This is a genomic window from Thioclava sp. F34-6, assembly GCF_002213235.1.
Taxonomy (GTDB): Bacteria; Pseudomonadota; Alphaproteobacteria; order Rhodobacterales; family Rhodobacteraceae; genus Thioclava; species Thioclava nitratireducens.
Map to the genome: position 1 here is coordinate 63,802 of NZ_NBOA01000006.1, position 11,821 is coordinate 75,622.

Annotated in this window: 12 protein-coding genes; 3 read left to right on the top strand and 9 right to left on the bottom strand. The window is 64.3% G+C overall.

All coding sequences use genetic code 11. The features are described from left to right. Nucleotides 1-369 precede the first annotated feature (369 nt). Nucleotides 370-846 (top strand): DUF4174 domain-containing protein, encoded by a 477-nt coding sequence (locus tag B6V72_RS13470; protein WP_075775528.1) that lies wholly within the window; start codon nucleotides 370-372, stop codon nucleotides 844-846. Nucleotides 847-944: 98 nt separating this feature from the next. On the opposite strand, the gene B6V72_RS13475 is transcribed toward B6V72_RS13470, so the two are convergent. The 6 genes from B6V72_RS13475 to B6V72_RS13500 all read right to left on the bottom strand — a co-directional run bounded on the left by B6V72_RS13475 (nucleotide 945) and on the right by B6V72_RS13500 (nucleotide 7,007). Beyond that, the gene (locus B6V72_RS13475) at nucleotides 945-2,948 is read right to left on the bottom strand and encodes an acetyl/propionyl/methylcrotonyl-CoA carboxylase subunit alpha (RefSeq protein WP_088720265.1); all 2,004 of its coding nucleotides are present in this window, start codon (nucleotides 2,946-2,948) and stop codon (nucleotides 945-947) included. Nucleotides 2,949-3,100: 152 nt separating this feature from the next. Continuing rightward, nucleotides 3,101-3,307, bottom strand: coding sequence for a hypothetical protein (locus tag B6V72_RS13480; RefSeq protein WP_075775530.1), 207 nt, complete (start codon nucleotides 3,305-3,307; stop codon nucleotides 3,101-3,103). 349 nt (nucleotides 3,308-3,656) lie between these two features. Further along, nucleotides 3,657-4,049 carry a hypothetical protein gene (locus tag B6V72_RS13485; protein ID WP_075775531.1) on the bottom strand — a complete coding sequence of 131 codons (393 nt, stop codon included), beginning with the start codon at nucleotides 4,047-4,049 and terminating at the stop codon, nucleotides 3,657-3,659. 63 nt (nucleotides 4,050-4,112) lie between these two features. Then, on the bottom strand, nucleotides 4,113-4,460 hold the full coding sequence (locus B6V72_RS19010; RefSeq protein WP_141104929.1) for a hypothetical protein: 348 nt from the start codon (nucleotides 4,458-4,460) through the stop codon (nucleotides 4,113-4,115). A 484-nt stretch (nucleotides 4,461-4,944) separates the two neighbouring features. Further along, nucleotides 4,945-5,466, bottom strand: coding sequence for a DUF6497 family protein (locus tag B6V72_RS13495; RefSeq protein WP_233243134.1), 522 nt, complete (start codon nucleotides 5,464-5,466; stop codon nucleotides 4,945-4,947). An 8-nt stretch (nucleotides 5,467-5,474) separates the two neighbouring features. After that, nucleotides 5,475-7,007: an acyl-CoA carboxylase subunit beta gene (locus B6V72_RS13500; protein ID WP_075775532.1), complete on the bottom strand. Its 1,533-nt coding sequence runs from the start codon at nucleotides 7,005-7,007 to the stop codon at nucleotides 5,475-5,477. Between the two features lie 235 nt (nucleotides 7,008-7,242). On the opposite strand from B6V72_RS13500, the gene B6V72_RS13505 reads away from it, so the two are divergent. Next, nucleotides 7,243-8,637, top strand: a complete 1,395-nt coding sequence (locus B6V72_RS13505) for a helix-turn-helix transcriptional regulator (RefSeq protein ID WP_075775533.1) — start codon at nucleotides 7,243-7,245, stop codon at nucleotides 8,635-8,637. A gap of 61 nt (nucleotides 8,638-8,698) precedes the next feature. Here B6V72_RS13505 and B6V72_RS13510 read toward each other — a convergent pair whose 3' ends face one another. Both B6V72_RS13510 and B6V72_RS13515 read right to left on the bottom strand, forming a co-directional pair. Next, a complete protein-coding gene (locus B6V72_RS13510) occupies nucleotides 8,699-8,944 on the bottom strand; it encodes a YdcH family protein (RefSeq protein ID WP_075775534.1) in 246 nt (81 codons plus the stop codon). A 71-nt stretch (nucleotides 8,945-9,015) separates the two neighbouring features. Further along, the gene (locus B6V72_RS13515; RefSeq protein ID WP_088735795.1) at nucleotides 9,016-9,654 is read right to left on the bottom strand and encodes a thermonuclease family protein; all 639 of its coding nucleotides are present in this window, start codon (nucleotides 9,652-9,654) and stop codon (nucleotides 9,016-9,018) included. 80 nt (nucleotides 9,655-9,734) lie between these two features. Between B6V72_RS13515 and B6V72_RS13520 the strand changes: the two genes are divergently transcribed. After that, nucleotides 9,735-10,118 (top strand): DoxX family protein, encoded by a 384-nt coding sequence (locus tag B6V72_RS13520; protein WP_088720260.1) that lies wholly within the window; start codon nucleotides 9,735-9,737, stop codon nucleotides 10,116-10,118. 1 nt (nucleotide 10,119) lies between these two features. On the opposite strand, the gene betA is transcribed toward B6V72_RS13520, so the two are convergent. Then, nucleotides 10,120-11,775 (bottom strand): choline dehydrogenase, encoded by a 1,656-nt coding sequence (betA, locus tag B6V72_RS13525; protein ID WP_088735796.1) that lies wholly within the window; start codon nucleotides 11,773-11,775, stop codon nucleotides 10,120-10,122. Nucleotides 11,776-11,821: the final 46 nt, after the last annotated feature.

Below are 11,821 nucleotides of genomic sequence, written 5' to 3' on the forward strand. Positions count from 1 at the left end.
CTTCTTCCACTGTCGCCGCGGCGGGTGTCTTCCCCGCATCTTCGGCCGTCATTTCCACGAAATTCAGTCCTGGCGGCGCGTGGCGCAGCCCGGTCATATGTCCCAGATCGCGGGTGTCCATCCGCGCACGGCACCCTATCGAAAGGCATCCGGCGCGCCTCGCCCGCCTCCGGTGCGTCGGCGTTTCGCATATCCGCTTCCCACGACAGCAGGCCCAAGCGGCACCCCGCCGCACGCCCCGCCCCCCGGCGCCAGTCGGCACCGCTGTTCATAGCGGCGCGCTTAAAGGCCGCATTTCGCGAAAATTCGTAGCGCGCGCCATGGTGCGAGAGGTCCGCCGCGCATATATCTGGAACGAGAGAGGAGCCCATGACCCGTCTATTATCCCTTGGACTCGCTGCATTTCTTGCGCTGACGCCTTTCGCGGTCGCAGCCCAGGACAGCACCGTCAATCTTGCCGTGGCAGAGCCCGAGGTCACGCCCCCCTTCGCGCCGGTCGATGGGGCGGACGCGGATCTGGATGCACTCGTCTGGCAGAAGCGGCCCATCGTGGTCTTCGCCGACAGCCCCCTCGACCCGGCCTTCAAGGAACAGATCCGGTACCTCGAAGAGCATTGGTCGGAACTGGCCCAACGCGACGTCGTCGTCATCACCGACACCACGCCCGATCCGGCGAGCGACGTGCGGCGCAAGCTGCGCCCGCGCGGGTTCTCCCTCGTCATCATCGCGAAGGACGGCACGGTGAACCTGCGCAAGCCCGCCCCGTGGGATGCGCGCGAGATCATCCGCTCGATCGACAAGATGCCGATCCGGCGCGACGAGATCCGCGAAGAGCGCGGTTTCTGACCACATCCCCGCACACCACCGCGCGCCAATAGATCGTGCCCCGCCGTGGCGGGGTGAGCCGGTCGCCCGGCCTCCCTATGCCACGGCGCGGGCGTCACTTATTCGAACTCCATGATGATGTCGTCGACGGCAAGGCTCGCGCCCGCCTCGGCGTTGATCTTCTTCACGATGCCCTTCTTCTCGGCGCGCAGAATGTTCTCCATCTTCATCGCCTCGACAGTGGCCAGCGGCTGACCCTCCTGCACTTCCGCGCCTTCCTCGACCGAGATCTTCACAACGAGACCCGGCATCGGGCAGAGCAGGAATTTCGACGTATCCGGCGGCAGTTTCACCGGCATCAGCTGCGCAAGCTCGAACTGGCGCGGCGTGCGGACATGGACCTTCAGATCGGCACCACGCACCCGGATGCGGAAGCCCATCGGGATCTTGCCGACCTTGAGGACCAGGGGCGCACCGTTCACGGTCAGCTCGGCCAGCGGGTCGCCCGGGGTCCAGTCGCTCTCGACGCGCATCTCTTCGCCATCCTCGAAGACGATGGTGGAGCCGTTGCGATCCGCATTCACCTTCAGCTTGAAATCCTCATCCTGCAGCGAGACCGCCCAATCCACGCCGACCTTGCGCTCGTGGTTGCCGAGCGTGCCTGAGATCTTCGTGCGCCGAATCTCGGCCACGCGCTCCATCGCCGCCGTGGCCGCCGCGACCTTGCGCAGCATCCCCTCGTCGAGCGTGACGCCCGCGAACCCCTCGGGATATTCCTCTTCGATGAAGGCGGTGGTGATGTTGCCGGAGGTGAAGCGCTCGTGATCCATCACCGCGGCGCAGAACGGCAGGTTGTGACCGATGCCTTCCACCTCGAACTTGTCGAGCGCGAGGCGCATCTCTTCGATGGCCGCGTCGCGGGTCTCGCCCCAGGTGCAGAGCTTGGCAATCATCGGGTCGTAGAACATCGAAATCTCGCCGCCCTCGAAGACCCCGGTATCGTTGCGCACGATGCCGCCCGACGCGGTCTTGCCTTCCACCGGCGGACGGTAGCGGGTCAGACGACCGATCGAGGGCAGGAAGTTGCGGTAAGGATCTTCGGCATAGAGGCGGCTCTCGATCGCCCAGCCGTTGATGCCGATATCTTCCTGCTTCATCGGAAGCTTCTCACCGTCGGCCACGCGGATCATCTGCTCGACGAGGTCGATGCCGGTGATCAGTTCGGTGACCGGGTGTTCCACCTGAAGACGGGTGTTCATCTCGAGGAAGTAGAAGTTCTTCTCGCCATCGACGATGAATTCCACCGTGCCCGCGCTGCAGTAATCCACCGCTTTCGACAGGGCGACGGCCTGCTCGCCCATCGCCTTGCGGGTCTCGGGGTCGAGGAAAGGCGACGGCGCCTCTTCGATGACTTTCTGGTTGCGGCGCTGGATCGAGCATTCACGCTCGTTCAGATAAACGCAGTTGCCGTGCTTGTCGGCGAGCACCTGAATCTCGATGTGGCGCGGCTGGGTGACGAATTTCTCGATGAAGATGCGATCGTCGCCGAAGCTGTTCGCGGCCTCGTTCTTCGACGACTGGAAGCCCTCGCGCGCTTCTTCGGCGTTCCACGCGATGCGCATGCCTTTACCGCCGCCGCCAGCGGAGGCCTTGATCATCACCGGGTAGCCGATCTCGTCGGAGATCTTCACCGCCTCATCGGCATCCGCGATCAGCCCCATGTAACCGGGCACGGTCGACACGCCGGCCTCTTTCGCGAGCTTCTTCGAGGTGATCTTGTCGCCCATCGCCTCGATCGCGCCCGAGGGCGGGCCGATGAAGGCGACGCCCTCTTTTTCCAGCGCCTCGGCGAATTTCTTGTTCTCCGACAGGAAGCCGTAGCCCGGGTGAACCGCCTCGGCGCCGGTCTGGCGGATCGCATCCATGATCTTGTCGATCACGATATAGGATTGGTTCGCGGGCGGCGGACCGATATGCACCGCCTCGTCGGCCATCTGGACATGCAGCGCCTGCGCATCGGCATCGGAATAGACGGCGACCGTCTTGATCCCCATCTTCTGCGCCGACTTGATGACGCGGCAGGCGATCTCGCCACGGTTGGCGATCAGGATTTTCTTGAACATGTCAGGCCCTTCCCTTCCGGTGCGGGAGGGGCATCCCCCCGCCCCGCGTGTCGTGTTCATGATGTGAGACAAAAGAAAAACCGCCACCGGGGCGAGCAGCCCCGATGGCGGTCGGATAGCGATCGGGCGCGGACAGAGCCGCGCGGATGTGCTTAGTAGGAGCGCTGGCAGACGCCGGCGTCGTCGCAATAGGTGCCCGCGAGCGCGCCGAGAGCCGCACCGGTGAGCGCGTTGTTGTCGGTCGCGTCTGCGATGATTGCGCCGCCGGCCGCACCGGCGAGGGCGCGCTGACCGTCGGTTTGCATGCAGCCTGCGAGGGCGAGACCGGCAAGGAGAAGAAGGATCGGGGTTTTGCGCATGGGAAACTGCCTCCAATAGCGGTTATGATTGGACGCGAGTTTATCGCGGCCCCGTGAAAAGCCAACGGCGAAAACGCGAGGTCCGACCCCATCGGCGAGCTATCGCCACTGCCCTTCACATCTCTGCAGGCAGCCCCTTGACCTTCCGAAGGAAAAAACTGCGGCCCGACCATAAGATCAGGCCGCAGGAATAGGGAAGGGGTAGGGATATTACACAAGCCGCGGGTGTTGGGGACAGTACGGCTTGCCCCCTCAATGTGACTGCGCATATCGCGGATTGCAAAGGCGAAATCCCTGCAATTCCGAGATTCGGCGGCATGCCGCCATTTCGCGCAGGACATCAGCGAAATCATGCCCAATCCTCATCCTCGTCATCGTCGAAGGTGAAGGCGTCGGGATCGGCGAAGACCTCCGGGAAGGAGGCTTCCGCGCGTTTCACGTCGATCTTGAGAAGCGCCTCGTAGCTTTCGGGGTCGAACGGGTCCTCGGCAGGCACGACTTCGCGCCCGAAGAGCCAGCTCAACCGGCCCGCATCGAGATTGCCGCGCTCGAACGGCTCTTCGCCGAAATGCGCCCAGAGCGCGGCCATGAAGCCCGCATCGGCCTTGCGATCGGCATGGCCGCGATCGGCGTAGCGTTCACGCCGAATGATCTTCGTCGCGCCCTTCTTGTTGGCCCGGCGAATGGTGAATTGATAATCCGTCGAGGGTAGCCGCGACGGGAAACCGCGATGCTTCAGCATGACGCGCCCTCCGCTTTGAAGTTGCTGGGACGGCGCGCGCTGAGTTTCTGCGTTACGCCTTCATTATTGACCCGTTGGGGTCTGGTTCCCGCCGGTCGGGTCCCTGCTAGGCGTCGGCTGGCGCTCGCTCGAGCCACCGCGCTGCTCGGGGACGCATTGCGCCGGTCGCTGCGTTGTCGCTGCCACCGCCGTCTCGAACGGTCCGCATTGCAGCGGACAGTCGGGCACGGAAGCCGGGTATTGCGAGTCGACGAGCCGTCCGGTCGGTCGGCAACTGCTGCCGCTTGCGACGGGACCGCCATATTTGCCGGTATAGACCGGTTCCACGGTGACAGGCGCAGGCTCCGGCTTGGGCGCACAGCCCACAAGCAGAGCCGCACAGGCGACGGCGCCCAGAGAAATTCGGACCATTTCACTCTCCCCCATTCTGTTATCGAATGGCTAAGAGCGTACTCCCGAAGGGAAATTTCCGCTAGGTAACCGTATGGCGTATTGCAAAACGCCGCCCTCTCGGCAGGGATCGTGGGGGCAAGGCGGTGGCTGCCGCCCTGCCCCGCACGCAGATCACTTGTACTTGCCGGTATAGGTCGGCTCGGTGGTGACGGCCACCGGCATCGGCTCGGGCTTGGGCGCGCAGGCTGCGACGAAGGCCACGAGGCCAAGCGCGATGAGAGCTTTCGACATGTCGTTCTCCTGTCCAGGGGGGCGCGCGCCCCGATCTGGGCGAGGTTCGGCACGACCCGTTTCAACGCGGGGACCGAAATCGCTTTCCCCAAGGGCAGGTTAGACCGCAAATCCCACTCACGAAAGCGCGATCTTGCCGTGAGCGTCCGCACAAACGCGCGCTCCGGCATCCTGCCTTCCAAGCTGTGATCTGCGGGTCTGGCCACGGCCATCAGAAAAACTCCCAAACGCATTTTCCATCCTCGACGGAAAAGCTGTCGAAATATTGCACCACCTCTGGGGCGGCTTCGCCGAACGGCACGATCTGGTCCGACAGGCTCACCATCACCTGTGCGGGCTCCGGACCGGGCTGCGGCAGGCGCGGCACCACCCACCCGTTGCAGAGCGCCTCGATATCCTTCAGCGCGATATCGGAGGAGATCGGGCTCGGCCCTCCGATCTGCGGCGCGAGGAAGCGGAAACGATAGGTCAGCCCGTCCGGTCCGGCCTCGTTGTGGATCACGTCGACCCACCAGACCTTTTGCCCGGACGGTACCGGGATCGCATCGCCCTTCGTCCCCTCCGGCCCGTCGCCGGGCCCCAGATCCTCCCCCAGGTTGCCCGGATGCATGACCGCACCGTAATCGGGCACTGGCGTCACCTCCCGCAGCTCCTGGGCGGGCGCCGGAGACGCCAGCGCCAGCCCGGCGAGAGCGCCGGGCAATAGCGTCGCGATCCTCGACCTGCCCGTCATGCGCCTCCTCAGAGCGGGATGTTATCGTGCTTCTTCCACGGGTTGGACAGCTTCTTCGAGCGCAGCGCCGCGAAGGCGCGGGCCACCCGGCGACGCGTCGAACGCGGCTGGATCACCTCGTCGATGAAACCCTTTTCGGCCGCCACGAACGGGTTCGCGAAACGGTCCTCGTAATCGGCGGTGCGCTTGGCGATCTTCTCCTGGTCACCCAGTTCCGAGCGATAGAGGATTTCGACCGCACCCTTCGCGCCCATCACCGCGATTTCCGCAGTCGGCCAGGCGTAGTTGAAATCGCCGCGCAGGTGCTTGGAGGACATGACGTCATAGGCGCCACCATAGGCTTTGCGGGTGATGACGGTGACCTTCGGCACGGTCGCCTCGCCATAGGCGAACAGCAGCTTCGCACCGTGCTTGATGACGCCGTTATATTCCTGGCTCGTGCCCGGCAGGAAGCCCGGCACGTCGACCAGCGTCAGGATCGGGATCTCGAATGCGTCGCAGAAGCGCACGAAGCGCGCGGCCTTGCGGCTGGAATCGATATCCAGACAGCCCGCCAGCACCATCGGCTGGTTCGCGACCACGCCGACCGTCTGACCTTCCAGACGGATGAAGCCGGTGATGATGTTGCCCGCGAAGTCCTTCTGGATCTCGAAGAAATCGCCCTCATCGGCGATCTTCAGGATCAATTCCTTCATATCGTAGGGGGTGTTCGCGTTCGAGGGCACCAGCGTGTCGAGCGACGCCTCGATCCGGTCCACCTCGTCGAAGAAGGGCCGCACGGGCGCCTTCTCGCGGTTCGAGAGCGGCAGGAAGTCGATCAGGCGTCGGGTCTCGAACAGCGCCTCGACGTCGTTCTCGTAGGCGCCATCGGCGACCGAGCTTTTCTTGGTGTGGGTCGCGGCCCCGCCAAGCTCCTCGGCCGTCACCTGCTCGTTCGTAACCGTCTTCACCACGTCGGGGCCGGTGACGAACATGTAAGACGTATCCTTCACCATGAAGATGAAGTCCGTCATCGCGGGCGAATAGACCGCACCGCCGGCGCAGGGCCCCATGATGAGGCTGATCTGCGGCACGACGCCCGAGGCCATGATGTTGCGCTGGAACACGTCCGCATAGCCTGCAAGCGACGCCACGCCTTCCTGAATCCGCGCCCCGCCCGAATCGTTGATGCCGATCACCGGCGCGCCGTTCTGGACCGCCATATCCATGATCTTGCAGATCTTCTCGGCGTGGGTTTCCGACAGCGAGCCACCGAAGACGGTGAAATCCTGGCTGAACACATAGACCATGCGCCCGTTCACGGTACCCCAGCCGGTAACGACGCCGTCGCCATAGGGCTTGCTCTCTTCCATCCCGAAATCGGTGCAGCGATGGGTCTTGAACATGTCGAACTCTTCGAAAGAGCCCTCGTCGAGCAGCAATTCGATCCGCTCGCGCGCGGTCAGCTTGCCCTTCTTGTGCTGCGCCTCGATGCGTTTCTCGCCGCCACCAAGGCGGGCTTCGTCGCGCCGATGCTCCAGCTCCTTCAGGATGTCTCTCATGAGGGTCCTCCGCATAATTTCTCGGCACCCTATTCCGAAGGCAACAATCTTACAAAGGGGATTCGAGAAAATTTGCAAATTATTGGCAAGCATGCGATAGCGAATCGCATAACTGCGAAGCACGCTACCGATCGCAGACCATCCGCGATTGACCCAATGACGCCGGCTCAGAACCGGCAAAATTTGACGTAGGGTTTTTGCAAAGCTAAAAATCTCTTTGCAAAAGGAGGGGCAGATGGCGACTCAGAAACTCTATGCCGGCGTGAAACTGCGCGAAACCCGCACGCGGCTCGGCCTGACCCAGAAAGCCTTCGCCGAGCGGCTCGGCGTGTCGCTGCCCTATCTCAACCAGATGGAGAACAACCACCGCCCGGTCTCTGCGCAGGTCGTGCTGGCGCTGGCGAGCGAATTCGGCCTTGACGTGACCGAACTCTCGGCGGGCGATGCGGAGCGGCTGGTCTCGGACATGCGCGAGGCATTGGCCGACCCGATCTTCTCCGACGGCGCGCCGCCCTTGGCCGATCTGCGGCTCGCGGCCTCCAACGCCCCTGCACTCGCCCGGTCCTTCCTCGAACTGCACCGCGCCTACCGCCAGACCCATGAACGCCTCGCCTCGCTCGACGAAGCCCTGGGCCGCGAGGGCGCACAGACGGTGGTCTCCCCCTGGGAAGAGGTCCGCGACTTCTTTCACTATTGCGACAATTACATCGACGCCGTCGATCGTGCCGCCGAACGATTTTCCTGTCGTGATGGCAAGCGGTTGGAGCCCATTCCTCATGCCATCGATACCCTCGCGAAACGCGGTCTCGACGTGCAGTTCTCCGACATTTCGCAACTGCGCGAGCGTGACGGCAACCGGCTTCTGATCAACGCCCATGCGGGCCGCCCGACGCAGGCCTTCCAATTGCTGCACCAAGTGGCGTTGCTGACCCAGAACGACTTGCTGGATGCGACGCTCGACCTCGCGCGCTTCCAATCCGACACGGCCCGGGCGATCGCCAAGATCGGGCTCGCCAACTACTTCGCGGGCGCGGCGCTGCTGCCCTACCGCCCCTTCCTCGAAGCGGCGCAGGACACCCGCCACGATCTGGAGCGACTCTGCGACATCTTCACCGCCTCGATCGAGCAGGTCGCCCACCGTCTCTCGACCCTGCAGCGCCCCGGCGCGAAGGGTATTCCCTTCTTCTTCGTCCGCGTCGATCAAGCCGGCACCATCACCAAGCGCCACTCTGCCACGCGACTGCAATTCGCCCGATTCGGTGGCGCCTGCCCGCTCTGGAACGTCCACCAAGCCTTTGAAACTCCTACTAAATTCCTGCGCCAACTCGCAGAGACCCCCGATGGCGTTCGCTATCTCTGCCTCGCGCGCGACGTCTCGAAATCGGGCGGCAGCTTCACCGCGCCAGTCCGCCGCTACGCGATCTGTCTGGGCTGCGAGGTGAGCCACGCGAAGGGGCTCGTCTATGCCGACGATATGGAGCTCGGCAATCCCAAGGCCTACCAGCCGATCGGGATCTCCTGCCGAATCTGCGAGCGTAAGGATTGCCACCAGCGCTCGGTTCCGCCGCTGGAACGCCGCCTGCATGTCGATCCCGACCATCGCGGCCTTCTGCCCTACGACATCGCATAGAAAAACGCCCCGGGGCCGAAGCCCCGAGGCGTCCCACCAAAATCACTCGTTACCATACAACTCAGGCGTCGGCGGTACCCAGCATCCGCGCGATCTCATCCTTCACCGCGGCGCGTTGCTTGCGCAGGTCGGTCTCGGCGAGGCTGTCCATCGGCTCCACATTCGTCTCGGCCCGGTGCACGCGATCGTTCAGCGTGTCGTAATCGTCCAACAGCTTTGCAAAATGCGCGTTGGAGATTTTCAACTCGTGGATCCGATCGAGTTTCGTCGGGAATTCGTCTTGCAGCGTGTGCGGCGTATTGGCCATGTCGCTCCCTTTCCTTGCTGTCGGACCGACATTAGGCCACCGCGACTCGCGCCACCTTGATGCGCATCAAGTCAGCCGCCTGCGCGACGCCATCCGGCCGCTTTTGCCGCGGCCTCGGTGCAAAACCATCGCTCGCCCTTGGCGGTATTGATCCGCGTCGCGGCATAAGAGCCCGTGCCCGGCAGATGATAGAGCCGCCCGCGCTTGGAAATATTGCCCTTGATCGCGCAATTACCCGGCGGGGTTTGTACCTTGGTCGCGGCGCGGACCGCTGCTGGGCGCCTTGCTTCGCCCTGCCAGATGCCGAGACCCGCCCGGCGCGCGCGCTCCTCCTGCCCGACATAATCGAGCGCGTATCTTCGGTAAGCGAAGGCTGCGCCGCGGGCCACCATCTCGGCGTTGAGATCCCGCCCGCCGGCGCGGCAAATAGCGATCAGCCGCCCGTAGCGATCCTGCTCGTGACCCGTGCACCGCACTCCCCGCCCCGCGAGCCGCTGCAGTTCCGCCGTCGCGGCCTGTCCACAAGCCCAGCGCACGCCTTGCGTCGTCTTGCAGCTTTGCTTCGCCTCCGGCGCGTCGATGCCGAACAGCCGCACCCGCGTATTCGCAACCACCAGCGTATCGCCATCGACGACGCGTGGAATGCCCGTGACCGTCGCCGCGAAAACGGGCGAGGCGATGAGAACCAGAAGTGAACAAAGCCTTAACATTCCCTAGATATCGGTGGGACTGATCTCGCACGCAACAGATTTCGTAGCTGAAAGGTAAACGCGAAACTTGGGAGCCCCGCATGTCCGACGCGCTCAACCTGATCGGCCGCATCCTGATCGCGCTGCTGTTCCTCGGCGGCGCGGCGCAGAAAGTCAGCGACCCGCGGATGGTGCAGGAAATGATCGGCTGGCTTGGCCTGCCCGGCTGGCTGGTCTGGCCCGCGGCGCTGTTCAACCTGATCGCGGCGCTTGGCCTGATCTTCGGCCCGAAGGTGCGGGCCTGGGCACTCATCCTCGCCGCCTATTGCATCTTCACCAGCTGGTTTCACTGGCAGCTGCGCGCCGACCCGTGGCAGGTGACGATCTTCGTGAAGAACTGGGCGATCGCGGGCGGGCTCTTGATCCTCGCGGCGCAGGGGCCGGGGCGCTATGCCCTCAGCCTCCCGCGCCGCGAAGGCCGCTAACTCAGCGCTGCGCCACCTGCCAGTTCGGCGCCACCCACGGCTCGAGGTTCTCGCGTGCGAGCGGTGCCCGGCCCAGCAGGTGATCGGCCATCTTCTCGCCCACCATGATCGAGGGCGCGTTCAGGTTGCCGTTGGTGATGCGCGGGAAGACAGAGCTGTCGGCGACCCGCAGCCCCTCGACCCCGATCACGCGGCCTTCCGGATCGACGACGGCACTCGGATCGTCCGCCGCCCCCATCTTCGCAGTGCCACATGGGTGATAGGCGCTCTCGGCATGTTCGCGGATGAAGGCGTCGATCTGCTCATCCGTCTCCACGTCGGCCCCCGGCTGGATCTCGTGCTTCACATGGGCGGCCATCGGCGCTTGCGCAAAAATTTCCCGGGTCAGCCGCACGCATTTGCGGAATTCGGCCCAGTCGTCGGGATGGCTCATGTAATTGAACTTGATCTCGGGCTTGGCCTCGGGATCGCCCGAGCGCAGCCGGATATGGCCACGCGATTTCGAACGCATCGGCCCGACATGCGCCTGGAAGCCATGCCCCTCGGCGGCGGCCTTGCCGTCATAGCGCACCGCGATCGGCAGGAAGTGATACTGGATGTCCGGGTAGTCGATCCCGGCCTCCGACCGGATGAAGGCGCAGCTTTCGAACTGGTTCGACGCGCCGAGCCCGCTTTTGGTGAAAAGCCATTGCGCGCCCACACGGGCCTTGCCGTAGAGGTTCCAGTACTTGAACAGCGTGACCGGCTGTTTCGCGGCGAATTGCATATAGATCTCAAGGTGATCCTGCAGGTTGCCGCCCACCCCGGGACGATCCGCCAGCACCTCGATGCCATGCTCGCGCAGATGCTCTGCCGGGCCGACACCCGAGAGCATCAGAAGCTTCGGCGTATTGATCGAACTTGCCGCCAGCACGACATCGGACGTCGCGCGGACCACCTCGATCTGCCCCTTGCGCTTGATCTCGACGCCGACGGCCTTCTTGCCTTCGAAGACGACGCGCCGCGCCAGACCGCGCACGATCCGCAACTTGCCGGTCTTGAGCGCCGGGCGCAGATAGGCATTGGCCGCCGACCAGCGACGCCCCTTGTAGATCGTGGCCTCCATCGGCCCGAAGCCTTCCTGCTGCCGGCCATTGTAATCCTCGGTCACCGGATAGCCCGCCGCCGCGCCCGCAGCGACGAAGGCATCGAACAGCGGGTTGGAGCGCGGCCCGCGGGTCACATGCAGCGGCCCCGAGCGGCCACGCCATTCGGTTTCTTCGCCGCCGTGCCAATGCTCCATCCGCTTGTAATAGGGCAGCACATCGGCGTAGCCCCAGCCGCGCGCGCCGCTTTCTTCCCAATGGTCGAAATCGCGCGCGTGGCCCCGGACATAGACCATGCCGTTAATGCTCGACGAGCCGCCCAGCACCTTGCCGCGCGGGGTCGCCAGACGGCGTCCGCCCAGATGCTCTTCGGGTTCCGACTGAAAGCCCCAGTCGTAGATCCCCATATTCATCGGATAGCTCAACGCGCCGGGCATCTGGATGAACGGCCCGGCATCCGAGCCGCCGTGCTCGATCACGACCACGTCGCGTCCCGCTTCCACGAGCCGGTAAGCCAGCGCCGAGCCACCCGAGCCTGCGCCTACGATCACATATTCTGCCGAAACACTCATATCTTCCCCTTGGCGGAAAATCCCGGGGGGCGCCGGTTCGTGCGCC